This window comes from Arthrobacter sp. MMS24-T111, assembly GCF_054888995.1.
Genome location: NZ_JBTZRO010000001.1, coordinates 1,934,592 through 1,954,946 on the forward strand (window position 1 = coordinate 1,934,592; position 20,355 = coordinate 1,954,946).

The 20,355-nt window shown below is 67.0% G+C and carries 19 protein-coding genes and 2 pseudogenes; 13 read left to right on the forward strand and 8 right to left on the reverse strand.

Annotation, left to right across the window (positions count from 1 at the left end; all coding sequences use genetic code 11):
• The first annotated feature begins 161 nt into the window (after positions 1 to 161).
• Positions 162 to 1,622 carry an amino acid permease gene (locus tag ACX5I6_RS09015; RefSeq protein ID WP_461840234.1) on the forward strand — a complete coding sequence of 487 codons (1,461 nt, stop codon included), beginning with the start codon at positions 162 to 164 and terminating at the stop codon, positions 1,620 to 1,622.
• Between the two features lie 101 nt (positions 1,623 to 1,723).
• Here the strand turns inward: ACX5I6_RS09015 and ACX5I6_RS09020 are convergent, their stop codons facing one another.
• Complete coding sequence (locus ACX5I6_RS09020; protein ID WP_461840235.1) at positions 1,724 to 2,458, reverse strand: dienelactone hydrolase family protein; 735 nt, start codon at positions 2,456 to 2,458, stop codon at positions 1,724 to 1,726.
• 98 nt (positions 2,459 to 2,556) lie between these two features.
• Between ACX5I6_RS09020 and ACX5I6_RS09025 the strand changes: the two genes are divergently transcribed.
• Positions 2,557 to 3,627 (forward strand): DNA polymerase IV, encoded by a 1,071-nt coding sequence (locus ACX5I6_RS09025; RefSeq protein WP_461840236.1) that lies wholly within the window; start codon positions 2,557 to 2,559, stop codon positions 3,625 to 3,627.
• Positions 3,628 to 3,733: 106 nt separating this feature from the next.
• Here ACX5I6_RS09025 and ACX5I6_RS09030 read toward each other — a convergent pair whose 3' ends face one another.
• Entirely contained in the window at positions 3,734 to 3,910 is a 177-nt protein-coding gene (locus ACX5I6_RS09030) for a CsbD family protein (RefSeq protein ID WP_109045219.1), read from the reverse strand.
• A 101-nt stretch (positions 3,911 to 4,011) separates the two neighbouring features.
• Between ACX5I6_RS09030 and ACX5I6_RS09035 the strand changes: the two are divergent.
• The 4 genes and pseudogenes from ACX5I6_RS09035 to ACX5I6_RS09050 all read left to right on the forward strand — a co-directional run bounded on the left by ACX5I6_RS09035 (position 4,012) and on the right by ACX5I6_RS09050 (position 7,706).
• Positions 4,012 to 4,686 (forward strand): annotated as a pseudogene (locus tag ACX5I6_RS09035) (pentapeptide repeat-containing protein).
• Positions 4,687 to 4,803: 117 nt separating this feature from the next.
• Entirely contained in the window at positions 4,804 to 6,030 is a 1,227-nt protein-coding gene (locus ACX5I6_RS09040; protein ID WP_461840237.1) for a thiolase family protein, read from the forward strand.
• Positions 6,030 to 6,833, forward strand: coding sequence for an enoyl-CoA hydratase/isomerase family protein (locus tag ACX5I6_RS09045; protein WP_461840238.1), 804 nt, complete (start codon positions 6,030 to 6,032; stop codon positions 6,831 to 6,833). The genes ACX5I6_RS09040 and ACX5I6_RS09045 overlap by 1 nt, the downstream gene beginning before the upstream one ends.
• Before the next feature lie 3 nt (positions 6,834 to 6,836).
• A complete protein-coding gene (locus ACX5I6_RS09050) occupies positions 6,837 to 7,706 on the forward strand; it encodes a 3-hydroxyacyl-CoA dehydrogenase family protein (protein WP_461840239.1) in 870 nt (289 codons plus the stop codon).
• 14 nt (positions 7,707 to 7,720) lie between these two features.
• Here the strand turns inward: ACX5I6_RS09050 and ACX5I6_RS09055 are convergent, their stop codons facing one another.
• Entirely contained in the window at positions 7,721 to 7,954 is a 234-nt protein-coding gene (locus ACX5I6_RS09055) for a DUF6480 family protein (RefSeq protein ID WP_461840240.1), read from the reverse strand.
• A gap of 75 nt (positions 7,955 to 8,029) precedes the next feature.
• Here ACX5I6_RS09055 and ACX5I6_RS09060 point away from each other — a divergent pair, with 75 nt between their 5' ends.
• The 4 genes from ACX5I6_RS09060 to ACX5I6_RS09075 all read left to right on the forward strand — a co-directional run bounded on the left by ACX5I6_RS09060 (position 8,030) and on the right by ACX5I6_RS09075 (position 11,658).
• Positions 8,030 to 8,650 (forward strand): GNAT family N-acetyltransferase, encoded by a 621-nt coding sequence (locus ACX5I6_RS09060; protein WP_461840241.1) that lies wholly within the window; start codon positions 8,030 to 8,032, stop codon positions 8,648 to 8,650.
• Positions 8,651 to 8,732: 82 nt separating this feature from the next.
• Positions 8,733 to 9,443 (forward strand): tyrosine-protein phosphatase, encoded by a 711-nt coding sequence (locus ACX5I6_RS09065; protein WP_461840242.1) that lies wholly within the window; start codon positions 8,733 to 8,735, stop codon positions 9,441 to 9,443.
• Positions 9,444 to 9,502: 59 nt separating this feature from the next.
• On the forward strand, positions 9,503 to 10,372 hold the full coding sequence (locus ACX5I6_RS09070) for a hypothetical protein (protein ID WP_461840243.1): 870 nt from the start codon (positions 9,503 to 9,505) through the stop codon (positions 10,370 to 10,372).
• Positions 10,373 to 10,416: 44 nt separating this feature from the next.
• Positions 10,417 to 11,658, forward strand: a complete 1,242-nt coding sequence (locus tag ACX5I6_RS09075) for a S1 family peptidase (protein ID WP_461841694.1) — start codon at positions 10,417 to 10,419, stop codon at positions 11,656 to 11,658.
• Between the two features lie 44 nt (positions 11,659 to 11,702).
• Here the strand turns inward: ACX5I6_RS09075 and ACX5I6_RS09080 are convergent, their stop codons facing one another.
• A complete protein-coding gene (locus tag ACX5I6_RS09080; RefSeq protein WP_461840244.1) occupies positions 11,703 to 12,143 on the reverse strand; it encodes a PaaI family thioesterase in 441 nt (146 codons plus the stop codon).
• Positions 12,144 to 12,283: 140 nt separating this feature from the next.
• On the opposite strand from ACX5I6_RS09080, the gene paaZ reads away from it, so the two are divergent.
• A complete protein-coding gene (gene paaZ, locus ACX5I6_RS09085) occupies positions 12,284 to 14,395 on the forward strand; it encodes a phenylacetic acid degradation bifunctional protein PaaZ (protein ID WP_461840245.1) in 2,112 nt (703 codons plus the stop codon).
• 212 nt (positions 14,396 to 14,607) lie between these two features.
• A complete protein-coding gene (locus ACX5I6_RS09090; RefSeq protein ID WP_285247064.1) occupies positions 14,608 to 15,003 on the forward strand; it encodes a VOC family protein in 396 nt (131 codons plus the stop codon).
• A 97-nt stretch (positions 15,004 to 15,100) separates the two neighbouring features.
• Here the strand turns inward: ACX5I6_RS09090 and ACX5I6_RS09095 are convergent, their stop codons facing one another.
• The 4 genes and pseudogenes from ACX5I6_RS09095 to ACX5I6_RS09110 all read right to left on the reverse strand — a co-directional run bounded on the left by ACX5I6_RS09095 (position 15,101) and on the right by ACX5I6_RS09110 (position 18,054).
• Entirely contained in the window at positions 15,101 to 15,406 is a 306-nt protein-coding gene (locus ACX5I6_RS09095) for a hypothetical protein (RefSeq protein WP_461840246.1), read from the reverse strand.
• A gap of 106 nt (positions 15,407 to 15,512) precedes the next feature.
• Positions 15,513 to 16,165 (reverse strand): annotated as a pseudogene (locus tag ACX5I6_RS09100) (TetR/AcrR family transcriptional regulator).
• A gap of 61 nt (positions 16,166 to 16,226) precedes the next feature.
• The gene (paaK, locus tag ACX5I6_RS09105) at positions 16,227 to 17,579 is read right to left on the reverse strand and encodes a phenylacetate--CoA ligase PaaK (RefSeq protein WP_461840247.1); all 1,353 of its coding nucleotides are present in this window, start codon (positions 17,577 to 17,579) and stop codon (positions 16,227 to 16,229) included.
• Positions 17,580 to 17,586: 7 nt separating this feature from the next.
• The gene (locus ACX5I6_RS09110; RefSeq protein WP_461840248.1) at positions 17,587 to 18,054 is read right to left on the reverse strand and encodes a hotdog fold thioesterase; all 468 of its coding nucleotides are present in this window, start codon (positions 18,052 to 18,054) and stop codon (positions 17,587 to 17,589) included.
• Between the two features lie 156 nt (positions 18,055 to 18,210).
• On the opposite strand from ACX5I6_RS09110, the gene pta reads away from it, so the two are divergent.
• Positions 18,211 to 20,331 (forward strand): phosphate acetyltransferase, encoded by a 2,121-nt coding sequence (gene pta, locus ACX5I6_RS09115; protein ID WP_461840249.1) that lies wholly within the window; start codon positions 18,211 to 18,213, stop codon positions 20,329 to 20,331.
• Positions 20,332 to 20,355 lie beyond the last annotated feature (24 nt).

Sequence of the window (20,355 nt, forward strand, 5' to 3'; positions counted from 1 at the left end):
ACTCTGCGCCCGGTCTTGTAGGATGGACAGGCCGCGTGAAGCTTCGGCTGCTCGATGATTTACGCTCACAATCGCTGGTTTCATGGCTGTAAGGCCGAATTTTGTGAGCCTGATCATACGGATTCCGGATGCGGCCAACCCCCAACCCACAAGGAACAGTTGTGCCTCAAAGTACCCCCACAGACCTCAAGAACACCGCCGCGGCGACCGCCGCCGTCGACTCCTCCCTCAGCGCCGAGGGCTACAGCAAGACCCTGGGCCGACGCCACGTCACCATGATCGCCATGGGCGGCGCCATCGGCGTGGGCCTCTTCATGGGAGCCGGCGGCCGCCTCGCCTCCACCGGCCCGGCCCTGATCTTCTCCTACGCCATCGCCGGCGTCATCGCCTACCTGCTCATGCGGGCCCTCGGCGAACTCATCATGTACCGGCAGACCTCAGGCTCCCTGGTGAGCTATGCCGGCGAGATGTTCGGCAAAAAGGGCGCGTACATGTCCGGCTGGATGTACTTCATCAACTGGGGCATGACCGGCATCGCCGAGCTCATCGCGATCGGCCTGTACTTCCAGTTCTTCTTCCCCAACGTCCCCGTGGAAGCTTCGGCCATCGCCGCGCTGGCGCTCCTGGTGGCAGTGAACCTGCTCAGCGTCAAGGCGTTCGGCGAGTTCGAATTCTGGGCCTCCTGCCTCAAGGTGGGGGCCATCCTGACCTTCCTGGTGGTGGGCACGTTCATGGTGGTCACCAACGCCCAGGTGGGTGACGGGCACGCCTCCGTCAACAACCTCTTCGCGGCCGAGGGCGGCATGTTCCCCAAGGGCGCGCTGGTGATGGTCCTGGTCCTGAACGCCGTCATCTTTGCCTACAACGGCATCGAGCTGGTCGGCGTCACTGCCGGCGAGATGCAAAAGCCCGAACGCGAGGTGCCCAAGGCGATCCGCGCCGTCGTTCTGCGCATCGTGGTGTTCTACGTGGGCTCCGTCCTGCTGCTGGCGATGCTGCTGCCCTCGGACCAGTACAAGGCCGGCACCTCCCCGTTCGTTACCGTCTTCGGCCAGATGGGCCTGGGCTGGGTGGGTGACGTGATGAACATGATCGTGATCACCGCCGCCCTCTCCTCCTGCAACTCCGGGCTCTACTCGATCGGCCGCGTCTTCCGCACCATGGCCAACAACGGCCACGCCCCGCAGTGGCTTACCCGCATGTCCAAGCGGCACGTCCCGTATGCCGCCATCCTGGCCATCGCCGCGTTCTACCTGGTGGGCATCCTGCTGAACATCTGGCTGGGCGGCTCACACGCGTTCGACCTCGCCCTGAACACCGCCTCGATCGGCGTGATCTTCTGCTGGGGCTCAATCTTCGCGAGCCAAATCGTGCTGCGCCGCCGCAAGGGCATCACGTCCACCCTGCCGATGCCGGGTTCGCCGTGGACCAGCTGGGCCGGGCTGCTGGGCCTGCTTGCCATCACCGTACTCATCGGCTTCGACACCATGACCAGCAAAGACGGCGAGGTGTTCTACCTGGGCCTCTGGACCCTGGCCACCATCCCGTTCTTCGCGGTGGTCCTGTGGCTCGGCTGGCAGAAGGTCAAGGACAACCAGCCCAAGAGCGAGCTCTACAGCTGACTCCGGATCTTCCTGGAACAACGTCCGACGGCGGGCCGTCCCTTGGGTGGGGTGGTCCGCCGTCGGCGTTTCCTCCTTGATGTCCGGGCGGGCCCGGTGCGTCAGGCGGCGGAGTCCTTCAGGTAGCGGGCAAAGTAGTCCTCGATCCGCTGCCAGGCCTCCGGGGCGGAGACCGGGTCAGGCCCGATTCCCATCACACGCATGAGCGGGCGGAGGACCACGGGACCTTCGTCGGTGTCGTTCAGGAAGGCGTGGCCGGCGCCGGGGAACTCCTTGACGCTGTGTTCGATTCCCAGCCTGTCCAGTGCTGATTCGAGCCGGGCAGCGGCGCCCTTCAGGGGCCTGTCCGCGCCGCCGTAGTTGGCCACGATGGGGCAGGCGCCGCGGAGCGCGTCGTCCAGGTTTCCGGGCAGGCGACCGTAGTTGACCGAGGCTGCGTCGAAACCGTCCTTCGCCACCAGCAGCGCGAAGCCGCCACCCATGCAGAAACCGATCACACCGGTTTTTCCGGTTGACTGCGGGGAGGCGGCAAGCCACGTCCGCGCCGTGGCGATGTCCGTGAATGCCCTGCCGGTGCCGGCAGCCATGCTGCGCATGGTGCTGACCAGGCAGCGGCGGGCCCCGCCCTCGCTGAACAGATCCACGGCCAACGTCAGGTAGCCGGCCCGGGCCAGCCTGTCGGCGTGCCTGCGGGTTTGGTCGGTCAGGCCAAAGGCCTCGTGGATCATCACGACGCCGGGGAAAGGGCCCTGGCCCTCCGGCGTGGCAAGGTAGCCGCCCAAGGAAGGCGAGCCGCCGGCGGTGGCGCTTTCGGCGCTGAGGTCAACGTAGGTCACGGCTAAGGCTAACCGGGCAGTACGGGTTAGCGGGGTGGATTTCAGCCGCGGACCCGGGGAAGCTGGTGCGCGGCGCCCGGCCCGGGCAAACTGGGGCTGTGAACGAACCATGGGTGCTGCACGTGGACCTGGACCAGTTCATCGCTGCGGTCGAAGTGCTCCGCAGGCCCGAGCTCGCGGGCAAACCCGTGATTGTGGGTGGCCGCGGCGACCCCACCGAACGTGCCGTGGTGTCCACCGCGTCCTACGAAGCCAGGGCCTACGGCGTGGGCTCCGGGATGCCGCTGCGCATCGCCGCGCGGAAGGTGCCGGACGCGGTCATCCTGCCCGTGGATCATGAGGCATACCTTGACGTGTCCGAAAAGGTGATGGCGGTCCTGCGCTCGCAGCCGGGCGCCACTGTCCAGGTGCTGGGATGGGACGAAGCGTTCGTGGGCATCGAGAGCGGCGTCCCCGAAGATATTGCCAGGCAGCTGCAGCTTGCCGTCCTGGCGGAAACCAGGCTGCACTGCAGCATCGGCATCGGGGACACCCTGGTCCGGGCCAAGGTGGCCACGGGGTTCGGCAAGCCCGCGGGCATCTTCCGGCTGACGGAAGGGAACTGGCTCCAGGTGATGGGGGACAGGCCCACGATCGACCTGTGGGGCGTGGGAAAGGCGGTGTCGCGGCGGCTCGCCACCCTTGGCATCAAGACTGTTGCCGAGCTCGCGGCGGCCAACCCGGCGGACCTGGTGCCCGAGTTCGGTCCCAAGATGGGCCCGTGGTACGCCCGGTTGGGACGGGGCGAAGGGTCGCGGGTGGTTGATGACACACCGTGGGTGGCCCGGGGACACAGCCGCGAGACCACCTTCCAGCGCGACCTGACGGAGGCGGCGGACATTGACGGGGCCCTCAGGGAATTGGCAGCGCACGTCATGGACGATGTCGCCGCGGAAGGGCGGCCGGTGGTCGGCCTCACCCTGAAGGTGCGCTATGCGCCGTTCACCACCACAACGTACGGCCGGAAGATCCCCGAAACGTCCGCCCCTGCGGAAGTGCTGGCGCAGGCCTTGGAGCTTGCCGCGAAGATCGAGCCCGGCCGCCCTGTCCGGCTGCTCGGGCTGCGGGCGGAAATGACCATGCCGGAAGATTCCCGCCAGGGCCACACCCCCACCCGCAGCGGCTGGTGATTCTGCAATCGACGGGTGTGGGCAGCGGAACGGCGGCGGATCGATCCGATCCGCCGCCGTTGGGCTGATGCAGCACGCGTTCGCTGCGGCCGCAGCAGCGTCGCTCTCAGTCGCGCTTGAACTCGTCCTTGACGCTTTCGCCGACCTTCTTGGCATCCGCCTTGACCTGGTCCGCCTGGCCTTCAGCCTTGAGACGGTCATTGTGGGTGACGTTGCCGGCGGCTTCCTTGGCCTTGCCGCCAAGTTCTTCGGCTTCGTTGCTGATCTTGTCTCCGAGGCCCATGGTGGTGGCCTCCTTCCGTTTCCGTCGATCGTTTACATTTTCACCATAAATGAAGCTTGCTTACTAATTCAAGGGTGTGGCGGCCGGGCTAGGCTCGGGGGATGGAGAAAAAGCGCGGGAGGGGGCCGGCCGGCGTGCAGGCACCCCGGGTTTCACCGGTGGAGCTCAATGACCTCGAAGACCAGCTGGATGCCGCCTTCCGGCGCGGCGACCGGCACGAAGGGGCCAGGTTTAGCCGCGCGGACGCAGAGGGGCTCGACCTGGGCGGATCTGTCTTTTCCGAGTGCCGGTTCGATGCCGTGTCCTTCAACGACGTGCAGCTCCGGGGTTCATCTTTCCGCGACTGCATCCTGGCGGCTTGTACGCCCCCGTCTTCCGCGGTGCCCGCAGCACCTGGCGGGACGTGGAACTGCACAATCCGCGGCTGGGTTCAGCGGAGCTCTACTGAAACCGGGTGGCAGTCCGTACGGATCGACGGCGGCAAGGTGGACTTCCTGAACCTGCGTGGTGCCAAGCTTACGGATGTGCTGGTCAGCGGCTGCATCATCAATGAACTGGACCTTGGGGCCGCGGGAGCCGTCCGGGTGAGGCTTGAGGACTGCACCATTGGATCCCTGGACCTGGCCGGCGCCAAGCTGAAGGATTTCGACATCCGCGGAACCGCGTTTCGCAAGATCAGCGGGCTGGGCAGCCTCTCCGGCCTGGTTGTTGACGAGTACCAGCTGGGCCTCCTGGCGCCGCTGATCGCCGCACACCTTGGTGTCACAGTCCTTTAGCCGGGTGCGGAGCGGAACCTTGCCGTGTACCATTTACAGAACGAACGGTCGGTAAGTGGCTCCTCCGCTGTCCCGGCCGCCGATGACAGTGCTGTTTATCGCGTGAAGGGTGTATCCATGGCTGCAACCGCAGGTCCGCAGGCTTTCCTTGTTGGCGGGGTCCGAACACCGGTGGGCCGGTACGGAGGTGCCTTGTCCGCCGTACGGCCGGACGACCTCGCCGCCCTGGTGGTCCGCGAAGCAGTGGAACGCGCCGGCCTGGATCCGGAAGGCATCGACGAAGTAATCCTGGGCAACGCCAATGGTGCAGGGGAGGAGAACCGGAACGTTGCCCGCATGGCCACCCTGCTGGCGGGCCTTCCGCTCCACATCCCGGGCATTACGGTCAACCGGCTCTGCGCCTCTGGACTGAGCGCCATTATCCAGGCGAGCCACATGATCAAGGCCGGAGCCGCGGACATCGTTATCGCCGGCGGGGTGGAATCCATGAGCCGGGCACCCTGGGTACAGGAAAAGCCCGCCGCCGCCTTTGCCAAGCCAGGCCAGATCTTCGACACCTCCATCGGATGGCGCTTCACCAACCCGCAGTTCCAGCACGGCGGCCTGTCCCGTGACGGGAAAATGACCTACTCCATGCCGGAAACAGCGGAGGAAGTGGCCCGAGTGGACGGCATCTCCCGCGAGGATGCCGACGCATTTGCCGTCCGCTCGCACCAGCGTGCCCTCGATGCCATCGCCGCCGGGCGCTTCAAGGACGAGATCGTCCCCGTCACGGTGAAGACACGCAAGTCCGAAACGGTGGTGGACACGGACGAAGGAGCCCGCCCCGGCACGAGCCTCGACGTTCTCGCGGCCCTCCGGCCGGTAACACAAGGCGGCTCCGTGGTCACCGCCGGAAACTCGTCCTCGCTCAACGACGGCGCCTCGGCCATCATCGTGGCCTCCGAAGCCGCCATCGAGCGCCTGGGCCTCACACCGCGGGCACGCATCATCGACGGCGCCTCCGCCGGCTGCGAACCCGAAATCATGGGCATCGGCCCTGTCCCCGCCACGCAGAAAGTGCTCAAGCGCAGTGGCCTGAGCGTTGGTGACCTGTCCGCCGTCGAACTCAATGAAGCCTTTGCCACCCAGTCGCTGGCCTCCATCCGGCGCCTGGGCCTGGATCCGGACATCGTGAACCGCGACGGCGGCGCCATCGCGCTGGGCCACCCGCTTGGTTCCAGCGGGTCCCGGATCGCCATCACCCTGCTGGGGCGGATGGAACGCGAGGACGCCAAAATCGGCCTCGCTACCATGTGCGTCGGCGTCGGCCAAGGCACCGCCATGCTGCTGGAGAAAATCTGATGGCCGCCGCAGTGGACCTTGGCGCCGAAGTATTTTCCGCCCTCAAGGTAGAGGAACGGGACGACCGTGTGGTGGTGCTGCTCAACCGGCCCGAGGTGAAGAACGCCATCGACCAGCAGATGGTGGACGAACTCCACACCGTGTGCGCGGCGCTGGAACAGAATCCCAGGGTCCTGATTATTGCCGGGGTGGACGGGGTGTTCGCCTCCGGGGCGGACATCGCCCAGTTGCGCGAACGGCGGCGGGATGACGCCCTGCAGGGGATCAACTCCACCATCTTCGTCCGGATTGCGAAGCTGCCCATGCCGGTCATTGCCGCACTGGACGGCTACTGCCTGGGTGGCGGGGCGGAACTGGCCTACGCGGCGGACTTCCGGATCGGCACCCCCACCGTGCGCATCGGCAATCCCGAAACGGGGCTGGGCATCCTGGCCGCGGCGGGCGCCAGCTGGCGGCTCAGGGAACTCGTGGGTGAACCGCTGGCCAAGCAGATCCTCCTGGCCGGCCTGGTCCTCGGCGCCGACGAGGCACGGGCGGCCAGCCTCATCACCGAGATCCACGACCCCGCAGACCTGCTGGCCGCGGCCCACAGCCTTGCCGACAGGATCGGGCGGCAGGATCCGCTGGCCGTCCGCATCACCAAGTCCGTGTTCCACGCCCCCGCGGAAGCCCACCCACTAATCGACCAGCTGGCCCAGGGCATCCTCTTCGAATCCCAGGCCAAGTTCGACCGTATGCAGGCGTTCCTCGACCGCAGTGCCCGGAAAAAGGCCAACCCCGCCAACCCCGCAGACGGAAAGTAGACCATGAGCGAATCGCAAGAGACTCCAGCCCTCCCGGCCCGGGTGGGCGTCCTGGGCGGTGGCCGGATGGGCGCCGGGATCGCCCACGCTTTCCTCATTAAGGGCGCCGACGTGCTGGTGGTGGAACGCGACGAACAGTCTGCGGAAGCCGCCCGGGAACGGGTGGAATCCGCAGCGGCAAAGAGTATTGAGCGCGGGGCAACCGACGCAAACCTGGACGAACTGGTCTCCCGCCTGGCCGTCGGCGTGGACTATGACGCCTTCAAGGACCGCCAGCTGGTGGTGGAAGCAGTCCCGGAGGACTGGGACCTGAAAGTTACGGCGCTCCGGGGCATCGAGGAGCGCTTGGCGGAAGACGCCTGCCTGGCGTCCAACACGTCCTCGCTGTCCGTCAACGGGCTCGCGAAAGAGCTGAAGCGGCCGGGCAATTTCCTGGGGCTGCATTTCTTCAACCCGGTGCCGGCGTCGACCCTCATCGAGGTGGTGCTGGGCGAGCAGACCCTGCCCGGACTCGCCGCGGAGGCGAAGAAGTGGGTGGCGGCACTCGGCAAGACCGCCGTCGTCGTCAATGATGCGCCGGGGTTCGCGTCCTCGCGGCTGGGCGTGGCCATCGCCTTGGAGGCCATGCGGATGGTTGAAGAAGGTGTTGCCTCGGCCGAGGACATCGACAACGCCATGGTGCTGGGCTACAAACACCCCACCGGGCCGCTCCGGACCACGGACATCGTGGGCCTTGACGTCCGCCTGGGCATCGCCGAATACCTGCAGTCCACCCTGGGTGACCGGTTCGCACCCCCGCAGATCCTGCGCGACAAGGTGGCCCGCGGGGAACTGGGCCGCAAGACCGGCAAAGGCTTCTTCGACTGGAGCTGAGCCGGCCGCCCGCGTTAGTCGAAGAAGCCCACAATGTAGCCGATGAAATACAGCAGGCAGAGCAGGACTACGAGCCCGATGATGGCAATCCAGAGGAACTGCGTGCCCTTGCCCGGCCCGCGCTCCTCCTTGCGATGGGGGCCCACCGTGGATGCCTCGCCCGGCGGGGTTTCGCCGGGCGGCACGCCGCCGCCGGGCTCCAGGCCGGTGATCTTGTCGTCTTCCGGATCCGGATTGGTTCCTGACACAATGACTCCCTCGCTCGCCGGCCACGTGCTTGCCCAGCTTAACCGGCCCCGAACGGGTGGGCCTAGGCTGGTGCAGTGACTTTCCTTGAACCCCTTACCCTGACCGGCCGGCACGTAATCCTGGAGCCGCTCGCGGAGGAGCACCACGACGGCCTGGTGGACGCCGCCAGGGACGGTGAGCTCTGGAAGCTCTGGTACACCTCGGTGCCGGCGCCCGATGCGATGGCCGCCGAAATCAGGCGGCGGCTGGCACTGCAGGACCAGGGATCCATGCTTCCGTTCACCACCCGCTTGATCGATGCGGAAACCGGCGGCCCGGGCCGCATCATCGGCATGACCACCTACATGAACATCGACGCCGCCACGCCCCGCGTGGAGATTGGCTCCACCTGGAACGCGGCCTCCGCGCAGGGGACCGGAACCAACCCGGACTCCAAGCTCCTGCTGCTGGGGCACGCCTTCGAGGCCGTGGGCTGCCCGGCGGTGGAATTCCGCACCCACTGGCTGAACCACCAGTCGCGGGAGGCCATCGCCCGGCTCGGTGCCAAGCAGGACGGAGTGCTGCGCAGCCATTCCCGGACCAGCGACGGGAACCTGCGCGACACCGTGGTGTTCTCCATCCTGGACCACGAATGGCCCGCCGTCCGCGCCGGGCTCGAGTATCGGCTGCACCGCCGCGGCACGGCTGCTCGCTGATGACGCCAAAACTCTTCCCGTGCGGCATACGGCTCCCAGCGCCGTGTGATTAGCTGGGCGGATGAGCAAACGGGGCAGGCCCATGAACTGGGATGGAGCTGTCAACGCCTGGCACATTTCGGGCGGCATCTACCGGATGGGGCGGCGTGAGTGGCTGACGGCGTCCGGGTGGCGGCAGGTGTTCGACGACGGCGTCCGCACCGTCGTCGATCTCCGCAATGCAGCGGAAGGCCGGCGCCGGGACACCGACCCGGTGGTCCCGGACGCTTCCATGCCGGACATCGACGTGGTCCAGGCCCCCACGGAAGAGCCCGGCGATCCACGCTTCACCGCCGTCACCGGGCCGTACCTGAACGACCCCAGGCAGTACGCCGAGAATGCCCGCCTCTTCCCGGAAAAGCTGGTGGGCGTCTTCCGGGCCATCGCCCATGCCGCACCCAAGGGGGATGTCCTGCTGCACTGCGCCGCCGGCCGGGACCGCAGTGGAATGGTGGCCGCCATGGTCCAGGACCTGGCAGGCGATTCCGACGAAGCGATCGCAGAGGGCTACCGGCAGGCGGCACGCGGCATCAACGAGAGATACCGAACGCACGGCCCGCCGCACAACCGCGAACGCTACCTGGACGCCGGTGAACTTGAGCCCTTGCTGGAACAACGGGGGATCACCGTGGTCAGGTTTGTCCGCGACCTGGATACCCGCCGCTACCTCCTGGCCAACGGTCTCACCGCAGTGGAACTTGAAGCCGTCCTGGCTTGTTGCGATGACAGCGTAGATACAATGGGACCAGCGTGACGCATGTGACCTGAGATACTGTTGTTGCCTCGGTCAGGTTGATCGGCAGAGAGACGGGCATGAGTTCAACGGCAGCACCAAGGAAGAAGACCTCAATGGCGCGTGACCTGGGGTTTAGTGCTGCCACGCTGCGGCGGGTGCTCGCCCTGGGTGCCGCAGCCGGCGTGCTGGCATCCTCCGCGTACGCAGCCGTTCCCGCTTTCGGTGCCGGTGAATCGTCCCCTGCTCCGGCGTCGCCGAATCAGGCGACAGCGTCGCCCAGCCCGACTTTGGGAAGCACAGCCCCGGCGTCCACCACACTGTCGCAGGCGGCCCTCGACGACGCCGTGCAGCGGGACCTCAAGCTCACCCCCCAGCAGTTCGAGGCTGCCGGACAACTCGGTGCCCAGGCAGCGCAGGCGGCTGTCCAGCTGCGGCAAGTCCCGGGCTACGTGGGAATCCGGATCGAGAATGGATCCATTATCGTCAGCGGTTCCGGGCAGAAGCTGCAGGCCGCCGTTGCCGCCCTCGCAGGCACGATCTCCGGTTTGTCCCTCGCGGCGCCCGCCGCCGTCACCGGGTCCGAACTGGCGGTCAGCACGGAGCAGCTCTTCCAGGCCTATCTCCGCGAGGTTGGGGCGCAGGGCCTGCAGGCGGTGATGTATGCCGGCGGAAAGTTCGTGATCAGGACGGGCGGGATCAATGCGCCGGAGGCGCTGTCGCCGTCGTCGTCCGCAGACCCGTCGTCGTCCGCAGCCCCGTCGCCGGGGGCCGGAAAGATCACCCCGGCCCAGTTCGTCTCCCGCTATGCCAACGTCGAGCTCGACGGCGGTACGCCGCTTAATCCGAGGCGGACGTCCCCGGCGGCGTCGGGTACCAGACCGATATCGGCTATGTCTGTTCCACGGGTTTCTCTGCCTTCGATCCCACCGGCCTCCCCACTGTCCTGACCGCAGGGCACTGTGCTTCGGATGGTGCTGCCAAGACAGCCACCCTGGAGTTCCAAGGGGTGCCGGCGGGCCTGCTGGGGAAATTCGGCTTCAGCCAGTTCGGCGGCCCGGGGAACACCCGCGTGCTCGACCCCACCACTGCCATCGGTCCGGACCAGACGGCGGTAACCAACCCCGGCAATGTGGGGACTGACATCTCGGTGATCCAGTCGCTGCGGCCGGACATTGATCCCCTTCCCGCAGCCAGCACGTGGGGCAACCCATCCCAGCCCGGGCCCGACGTCAAGATCATCGGCTCCGAAGACCCCGTTGTGGGAATGCCCATTTGCCGCTCGGGACGTTCCTCGGCCTGGTCGTGCGGAACAGTTGACGCCGTCGGCATCTTCTTGGTGCCTGGCCCGGGCTACGCCTCGGACAACAAAGACATCCGCGCGTTCAACGGGTTCCTGTCCTACGGGGTGCAGTCCAGCGGAGGAGACTCCGGGGGACCCTACGTCAGCGGCAATTACGCCGTGGGCACCCACTCGGCAGGGGACACCCCGGACCAAAACGGCAACGTGATCCAAAACTTTGCCGTCGGCGCCACCTTGCGGAACAGTTTGGCCGTACTTCCCGGCTACCAGCTGGAACTGTTCCTCAACAAGCCTGCCGTCACCGCGCCCGCGGCCGGCGGCACCTATGATTCCGGCCAAACCATCACCGGCACCGTGGCAGCGGCTCCGGCGTCCGCTGTCGCAGCCGGGTCCAAGGTCCGGATCACCCTGCAGGGCCAGGGCCCGTTCGAGGTCCCGGTGGACGCCGCCGGCAACTGGAGCTTCACCGCGTCGCAAGGCAAGGATCCGCTCCGCTTCACGGCCGAGACCGTCAACGGGTACAGCCGGTCGGGCGCCAACACCTTCGAGTTCGCGGCCACCCCGCCGGCTCCCACCAGCCCCGCGCCGCCGTCGAGCCCTGCGCCGCCGTCGAACCCCGCCTCGCCGCCTCCCACGAGTCCTCCGGCCGGTATCGCTACCGCAGCCCCGTCGCCGACCCAGGCCACCGCGGCTCCGTCACCCACCCAGACCAGCCCGGCCGTCGTCGTCACGCCGCCGGCCAGTACCCCGGCACCCAGCGTCCCGCCTGCTGGCCTGGCGATCACGGGCGGCGACGGTTCCGCGGGTGCGGGCGGCCTGGCGTACACCGGTGCTACGGCGCTGGTTCCCGCAGCCGTTGCCGCGGCGGCCGCGCTCGCCGTCGGGATCGTGCTTATGGTGCTGGTCAGGCGCCGGAAGCGGGGATCGGACTAGGTTTCGACGGGCTCAAGCACCGGGGGCGGCCGACTTAACCACCGTTACTTGTGGCGGCGCATCAGCAGGTTGGTGATGCGCAGGGTGCAGAGCCGCTGGCCGGCCTCGTTGGTGATCAGAACCTCGTGCGTGGTCAGTGTGCCGCCCAGGTGGATGGGTGTTGCCGTGATGGTTACCTGGCCCTCCCGAGCGGACCGGTGGTGGGTGGCGGAAACGTCCACCCCCACTGCGGTCTTGCCCATGGTGCTCGCGTGGATCACGGCGGCCCAGGAGCCCACGGCCTCGCCGACGGCCAGCGAGGCGCCGCCGTGCAGCAGGCCGAAGGATTGCCGGTTTCCCTCCACCGGCATGGTGGCCACCACCCGCTCCACGGACTCTTCCAGGATCTTCACGCCCATCTTTTCGTCCAGCTCGCCCAGCGTGATTTTCCAGAGTTCATACTGCGACGGCTGGTTGTCGCCGGAATCCTCGTGTGGGGCGCTCATTCGTTCTCCTTTGGTGGCCAATTCAGTCCCGGCCTTCTAGTGTGCGGCACGGCACTTCATGTATGGTGAATATATTACCGAACGGACGGTCAGTAATGACTGCTGTTTGCCTGCCCCAGCGTTGGAAGGACCCGTCAACGATGACCACCACAGCCACAGCTCCCCAGGCCACGGTCGACACCGTGGAGACAGTGCCCAGCTTCGTCAAGGATGCCTGGTGGACGCCCGACGCCGGCTCGTCAGCTTCCGCGGTCCCTGTCCGGGATGCGAGCACAGGGGAGATCCTGGCCAAGGTCAGCACGGAGGGCCTGGACCTGGCCGCCGTCGTCGAATATGGCCGCACCACCGGCCAGGCGGAACTGGGCAAGCTGACCTTCCACCAGCGCGCCCTCAAGCTCAAGGAACTGGCGCAGTACCTGAACGCCCGCCGCGAACACTTCTACGGCTTCTCGTTCCAGACCGGCGCCACCAAGATCGACTCCATGGTGGACATCGACGGCGGCATCGGCGTCCTGTTCACCTTCGGTTCCAAAGGCCGGCGCGAACTGCCCAACGCGCAGGTAGTTGTGGACGGGCCAATGGAGGTGCTCTCCAAGGACGGCTCCTTCGCCGGCGAGCACATCTACACCCGCATTCCCGGCGTTGCCGTCCAGATCAACGCCTTCAACTTCCCGGTCTGGGGCATGCTGGAGAAGTTTGCCCCCGCCTTCCTGGCCGGCGTCCCCACCATCGTCAAGCCTGCCACCCCCACCGGTTACGTTGCCGCGGCCGTGGTCAAAGCCATCGTTGAGTCCAACATCCTCCCGGTTGGCTCGCTGCAGCTCATTTCCGGATCCGTCCGCGGACTGCTGGACGTCCTGGACTACCGCGACCTCGTCGCCTTCACCGGCTCGGCTTCCACCGCAAAGTCGCTCAAGGCGCACCCGAACGTGGTGGAGGGCGGGGTAAGGTTCACCTCCGAGACGGACTCCCTGAACGCTGCCATCCTTGGCCCGGACGCGGTGGAGGGCACCCCGGAATTCGATGCGTTCGTCAAGTCCGTAGTCACCGAAATGACCGTCAAAGCCGGCCAGAAGTGCACCGCCGTCCGCCGCGCCATCGTGCCGCAGGAGCTGGTTCCCGCCGTCACCGCCGCGATCGGCAAGCGCATTTCGGAACGCGTCGTCCTGGGCGACCCCCGCGGCGAGGGCGTCACCATGGGCGCACTGGCGTCCGTGGAACAGTTGAAGGACGTCCGGGCGGCCGTCCAGTCCATGCTCGACGCCGGCGGTGAGCTTGCGTACGGAACCCTCGATTCGCCGTCGGTCACCTCGGCCGACGGAACCACCGGGGTAGTGGCCGGCGGCGCCTTCATGGCCCCCGTCGTCCTGAACTGGGAAAACCCCGAAGCGGACGCGATCCACTCACTCGAAGCGTTCGGGCCGGTATCGTCCGTGATCGGCTACCGCGACTTGGCCGACGCCGTCCGCCTCGCCGCCCGCGGCGGAGGCTCCCTGGTGGCCTCGGTCTGCACCAACGACCCCGCGGTGGCACGGGAGTTGGTCACCGGAATCGCCGCGCACCACGGCCGCGTCCTGATGCTGAACCGGGAGGACGCCCGTTCGTCCACCGGCCATGGATCACCGGTGCCGCACCTGGTCCACGGAGGCCCGGGGCGCGCAGGAGGCGGCGAGGAACTCGGTGGTATCCGGTCGGTGCTGCACCACATGCAGCGCACCGCCATTCAGGGCTCACCCAACATGCTCACCGCCGTCACCGGCGTCTGGCATACCGGGGCGGACCGCAACTTCACTGTGGAAACCGAAGGCGCGCACCCGTTCCGGAAATCCCTTGCCACGCTTCGAATCGGCGATGCCGTCCGCTCTGACCTGCGGCAGGTCACGCTGGAGGACATCACCGCGTTTGCCAACTCCACTGGCGACACCTTCTATGCCCACACCAACCGGGAAGCGGCGGAAGCCAACCCGTTCTTCCCGGGCATCGTGGCCCACGGCTACCTGCTGCTGAGCTGGGCCGCGGGACTTTTCGTTGAGCCGGCTCCGGGCCCTGTGCTGGCCAACTACGGCCTGGAGAACGCCCGTTTCCTCACCCCCGTGGCTGCCGGGGACTCCATCCGGGTCACCCTCACGGCCAAGAAGATCACCCCGCGCGAAACGGATGAGTTCGGCGAGGTGGCCTGGGACGCCGTCCTGACAAACCAGAACGACGACATCGTGGCCACCTACGACGTCCTCACCCTCGTCGAAAAGTAACCCGCAACGCCCGCTCACTTGTTGCGGCTTCCGCCGGGACACCCGCTCACTTCTTTCGGGAAAGTGAGCGGGCGTTTGGGGTTTGAGGGTCGAAAGTGAGCGGGCGTTGGGGTTTTGGGGGTCGAAGGTGAGCGGGCGTTGTGGGGGAGGGGCTTTTCCGGCAGCCCGGGCGTAAGATTCTGCCCGTAGGAGGTGGCCGCATGAACCTTAGAATGAGCACAGCCACAACCATCCTGCCAGTCGACAACGCAGCCCGCGCCCGCAGCTTCTACACCGAAAAGCTCGGACTCCCGCACCGCGGAATGACAGACGATGGAAGCGAATTACTCGGCACCGACGGCGGCCCCATGCTGCAGTTGATGCCCGTCTCCGATGGCAAGCACTCCGAGCACACAGCGCTGAGCTTCGAGGTAGCCGACATTGAGGGGACCGTGCGTGACATGGAGGCCAGGGGTGTGATGTTCCAGGACTATGACCTTCCCACCCTGAGGACGGAAAACCACATCTGCACCACGGAATCCGAAAAATGCGCGTGGTTCATGGACACCGAGCACAACATCCTCTGCGTCCACCAGAACCTCGCGGCCAATCCGGAATACCAGGTCTAGGCGCCCAGAAACAGCCGCTGAAACACAGGCAGCAGGGGTGCCCCGGTCGGATCGGGGCACCCCTGCTGCCTGTGGTGGACGCTTTGGAACCTGGTGGTCAGTTCTCGGCGCCGCCGTGCAGGCCGTCGTCGCTGCTGTCATCCTCGCGGCCGGTACCGTGGCCTTCTTCGCTGCGGTCGGAGAGGTCCATGTTGCCGCGGGCCTCTTCCATGGTGGGGCCTCCCGGCGGGACGCTGTAGGTGTCCGGGCGGATACCGTGCGATTGTTCCTCGATCAGGGCCTGTTCTTCGCTGAACCGGATGGCGTTGGCCTCGTCGCCCGAATCACCGGCGATGTCTTCGCGGAGCTTTGAGGGATCCGGAACGATGTACCCTGCCTCGGGCTCTTCCTTGGGATGGCTCATCTTAATTTCCTTCCAGCGGGTGGTGGCTTCCTACCACCGTAGCGGGGGAGCCGGGAAAATACCAAGCACGCTTATTATCAGCGGTGATGCGTGCTGGACCAGCCTCCTATCCTTTGCTGTGCAGGCCGTCGAACGCGACGGTGATGACGTCGTCGGCGAGCTTTTCCGGGAAAGCGAGCCGCCCGGCTTGTACCACTCCACGATGGAGTTGATCATGCCAAACAGCAGGCGCGAGACGGTACGGGGATCAATGTCTGCGCGCAGCGATCCCTCATCGCGGGCAGCCGAAATCAGGCCGGCCACCTTGTGGTCGAAGGTCCGCCGCCGTTCCATGGCGTCCCGTTCGATCTCGGTGTTGCCGCGCAGGCGCAGCAACAGGGTGACGAACGGCAGGCGCTCCACGAGCACGGCCACCGTTTGCCGCAGCACGAACTCGAGCCGGGCGTCGGCCGCCCCGGAAGTGGCCTCAGGCTGCTCCAGGATGGCTTCAAGTCCGCCCAGTGCATGGTCCAGGGCGAGCTTGAGCAGGTCGCCCTTGGACGGCACATGGTGGTAGATAGCGGACTTGGAAATGCCCAGGTTCTCGGCCAGGATGCCCATCGAGGTTGCGTCATAGCCGTGCCGGTTGAAGACGTCAACGGCGATGCGCAGCACGGACTGCTGGTCATAGCCGGGGCGGCCCCGCTTGGTGCCGCCGGCGGCTGTGCCGTTGGCGGCTGGGGTGTCGGTGGTGCTGGCAGTTCTGCTGGCGCTGGGCATAGTGGCTAGTTTCTCACGAACGGTCGGTAAGTCCGGGGACGGCGCAGCACCACCGAAACGATTAAGCCTTCGGGCGGAGGTCGTAAATGCGGCGCAGCTTGCCGTTGGACCGCTCCAGCGAACCCGGTTCCACCACGTCCACGGTGCACGAAGAACCCACGTGGATCTTGATCTGCTCCTTCAAGGTGCGGGCCGCCGTCGTGCCCTGCTCATTGGTGACGGCGTCCCGGCGCTCGATCCGGACGGTCAGCTGGTCCATCCGCTGGCCCTCGGGCCGGGTGAGCTCGAGCTGGAAGTGCGGGCTGAGTTCGGGGATGCGGAGGGCGATTTCTTCGATCTGGGACGGGAAGAGGTTCACCCCGCGCAGGATGATCATGTCGTCGCTGCGGCCGGTGATGCGGCCCATCCGGCGGTGCGCGGGGCGGGCAGTTCCCGGGAGCAGGCGGGTGAGGTCCTTGGTGCGGTACCGGATGATCGGCAGCGCTTCCTTGGTGAGCGAGGTGAACACCAGCTCGCCGTGTTCGCCGTCGCGCAGGACGTTCTCCTTGCCGGCCACCGGGTTGAAGGCGTCGATGATCTCGGGGCGGAAGTGGTCCTCCCAGATGTGGCTGCCGTCCTGGGTTTCCACGGCTTCGCCGGCGACGCCCGGGCCCATGACCTCGGACAGGCCGTAGATGTCGCAGGCCTTGATGTCCATCATCACTTCGAGCTCGTGCCGCATCTCCTGGGTCCACGGTTCGGCGCCCAGGACCGCAAACTTCAGCGAGGTGGAGGCGGGGTCGATGCCCATGTGCGCCATCGCGTCGGCGATGGTCAGCAGGTAGGTGGGGGTGGCCAGGATGGCGTCCGGCTTGAAATCCTGGATCAGCTGGATCTGGCGTTCGGTCTGGCCGCCGGACATGGGGATGACGGTGCAGCCCAGGGCTTCGGCGCCGGCGTGGGCTCCCAGGCCGCCGGTGAACAGGCCGTAGCCGTAGGCGTTGTGGACCTTCATGCCGGGGCGGATGCCGGAGGCGCGGAAGCTGCGGGCCACCAGTTTGGCCCAATCGGCCAGGTCCTGCTTGGTGTAGCCGACGACGGTGGGCCGGCCCGTGGTGCCCGAGCTGGCGTGGATCCGGGCTACTTGGCTTTGCGGTACGGCGAACATGCCGAAGGGGTACTCGGCGCGGAGGTCGTCCTTGGTAGTGAAGGGAAAGTTGCCCAGGTCTTCAAGCTCGCGCAGGTCGCTGGGGTGGATGCCGGCGTCGTCGAACTTGCGCTTGTACAGCGGCACCCGGTCGTAGGCGTAGGCCACCGTGTGCTGCAGGCGGCTGAGCTGGAGGGCTTCGAGTTCGTCGCGGGAGATGGTCTCTTCGCGGTCCAGGCCAGGGTCGATGCCGGCAGCGGCGGGGGTTTCGGGGGCATGCAGGGTCATGGTTTTCCTACTTCTTGGGGATGGTGCGGCTGCGTCCACGGAACTCGGCGATGAGCTCGCCCGGGGAGCTGGGGTGGGTTTTGGAGGCCGCGGCGGCGTCGGCGGCAAAGATCTGGATGTCGTACAGGCCGCTGCGCCCCGCGCTGGAGCGGCGGTCCGCGACGGCGGTGAGCACCTGGCCGCGGAATGCCGGTTTGAGGAAATTGATGTCGACGCCGGACGCCACGGTGATGGTGTTTTCCTCGCCCGGTGCAGGCTGGATGGGGTTGCACGCGAGGGCGAAGGCGGTGTCGCCGAAGGCGAAGATCATTCCGCCGTGGGCCATGCCGAAGCCGTTGAGCATTTCCTGCCGGAGGGTCATCCGGATGGTGGCGTGGCCGTCGCTGAGCGCGAGGACCTCGATGCCCATCCATTCGGAGGCGTAGTCGTTTTCCAGGAGGGGGTGGGTGGCCCCGGAAAGTGTTGCTTCAGCCATGCGTCATTGCCTCCAGCTTTATTTACCGAATGTTCATTAGGTAATCCCATGAGGGGGTCCGGTGTCAAGGGTGGGCGGCCCGCACATGTGCCCCCGGGCCGCCTGAAGTGCAAGGATGGGAGGACCGGCACGAGCAAGCACAGCAAAGGGCGGACCATGGCCAAAGGCATCTACGTCAGCGCAACCACCCCTGGGTCGGGCAAGTCCCTGGTGGCCTTGGGCCTGGCGGACACCCTGCACCGGCACGCGGACAGGATCGGCTTCTTCAAGCCCGTGGTCCACGGCCCCTCCGCAGCGGACGACCCCATGGTGGCGTTGATGAAGGCACGGTTTGCCCTGGATGACGACCTGTGCCGCGGCGGCCTGACCTATGCGGAGGTCCGCGAACTCCTTGCGGCAGGCAACCGCGCGGAGATCGACGCCCTGTGCGTGGAAATCTACGCCGACATCGCCCGGCACTGTGATGTGGTGATCGTGGAGGGGACGGACCTGGTGGGCCAGGACTCCGCCGTCGAGTTTGACCTGAACGCCCGGCTGGCCAACAACCTGGCCACGCCCGTGGTGGCCGTGGTGGGCGCCAAGGGGCGGACCGTCGCCGAGACTGCCGCCGCCGTTGAAGTTGCCCGCAAGGAGCTTGCCGCCGAACGCTGCTCGCTGCTGGCCATCATGGTCAACAGGGCGGACGCCGCGGACCTGGATGCCATTGCGGCGGCGTTGAAGCCGGGGGCCTCCGGTCGGCCCGTGTACATCCTGCCCGAACTCGAAGAGATCGCCCGGCCCACCACAGGGGAGGTGGCAGCGGCCCTGCGTGTCCGGCAGATCGCGGGAACCCCGGACATGGAGCGCGACGTCAAGGACATCAAGGTTGCCGCCATGAACGTGGGCAACTTCCTGAATGTCCTCGACGAGGGGGCCCTGGTGATCGTGCCCGGGGACCGTGCGGATGTGATGGTGGCCTGCCTGGCATCCTCCTTCTCGCCTGAGTTTCCCGTGGCCTCCGCGCTGATCCTCACCGGCGGCCTGGCACCGGATGCCAACATCTACCCGCTCCTGGCGCAGGCGCCCTTTCCAGTGTTCGCGGCGGACGAGGACACCTACCAGACGGCGCGCCGGGTCTCCGAGGTCCGCAGCGAGATTTGGTCCGGGCACCGCCGCAAGGTGGCGTCGGCGCTGGGGCTCTGGTCCCGCCGGGTGGATGAAGCCGAACTGGTGGAGCGGCTGCACCTTCCGCGGGCCGAACGGATGACCCCGTTGCGGTTCCTGCACGACCTGATCGAACGCGCCCGGGCCCAGCGCCGCCATGTGGTCCTGCCCGAGGGCACCGATGTCCGGATCCTTCGCGCAGCCGAGATCCTCCACCGGCGGGACGTCTGCGACCTCACCCTCCTGGGGCCCGAATCGGACGTCCGCGAGCTGGCCGCAGCCAACGGCATCGACCTGTCGGGAATCACCGTCGTCGATCCCGCCACCTCGGAGCTGCGGCAGAAATTCGCCGAGAAGTATGCCGAGCTGAGGGCCCACAAGGGCGTGGACCTGGCCAAGGCCCTGGAGATCATGCAGGACGTCAGCTACTTCGGCACCATGATGGTCCAGCTGGGGGTGGTGGACGGCATGGTGTCAGGCGCCGCGCACACCACCGCGCACACCATCCGGCCCGCGCTGGAGTTCGTGAAGACCCGCGAGGGCGTGAAGATCGTGTCCTCGGTGTTCCTGATGCTCATGCCGGACCGGGTGCTGGTGTACGGGGACTGTGCCGTGAACCCGGATCCGAACGTCGAGCAGCTGGCGGACATTGCCTTGGCCTCGGCCGAGACCGCCGCCCAGTTCGGGGTGGAGCCGCGGGTGGCCATGCTCTCGTACTCGACCGGCGGCTCGGGGTCCGGTGAGGCGGTGGACGAGGTACGGCAGGCCACCGAACTGGTGCGCGCCCGCCGGCCCGACCTCGCCGTGGAGGGGCCCATCCAGTACGACGCCGCCGTTGACGCCTCCATTGCCGCGTCCAAGATGCCAGGGTCCTCCGTGGCCGGCCAGGCGACGGTGTTCATCTTCCCGGACCTGAACACCGGCAACAACACGTACAAAGCAGTCCAGCAAAGCTCCGGCGCCGTCGCCGTGGGCCCGGTCCTGCAGGGGCTGCGGAAGCCGGTCAACGACCTCTCCCGCGGCTGCACGGTGGAGGACATCGTCAACACCGTGGCCATCACCGCCATCCAGGCGCAGGCCCGCGATGCCGGGCAGGAACGGGCGCAGGTCCCTGCAGGGACGCCGGCGTCCTAAGGCGCCACCCACAACGGACGACGC